This window comes from Bradyrhizobium sp. TM233 (assembly GCF_036247965.1).
Taxonomy (GTDB): domain Bacteria; phylum Pseudomonadota; class Alphaproteobacteria; order Rhizobiales; family Xanthobacteraceae; genus Bradyrhizobium; species Bradyrhizobium ottawaense.
In genome coordinates, this window is the sequence record NZ_BTIG01000406.1 from 1 (window position 1) to 291 (window position 291).

Annotated in this window: 1 protein-coding gene; it reads left to right on the forward strand. The window is 66.0% G+C overall.

Annotation, left to right across the window (positions count from 1 at the left end; genetic code table 11):
* Window positions 1–291, forward strand: a 291-nt coding sequence (locus AABA86_RS34585; RefSeq protein WP_338309941.1) for an ATP-binding cassette domain-containing protein, incomplete at both ends; no start/stop codon positions are given.

Below are 291 nucleotides of genomic sequence, written 5' to 3' on the forward strand. Positions count from 1 at the left end.
CCACGCTGTTCAACTGCATCCTCGGCCAGCTCACCCCGTCAGGCGGCGAGGTCAAGCTCGACGGCAAACTCGTCACGGGCCTGCGCCCCGCCGAGCTCAACAAGCTCGGGGTCAGCCGCACCTTCCAGCTGCTGCAGGTGTTTCCAAAGCTCTCGGTGCGCGAGAACCTGATCCTCGCGGGCCAGGAGCACCAGGGCAACATGGCCTCGCGCCTGGTCGGCCGCTCCGATGCCGGATTGACGGAGCCCGCCAACCAGATGATCGGCTTCTTCAAGCTCGATCATCTCGCCG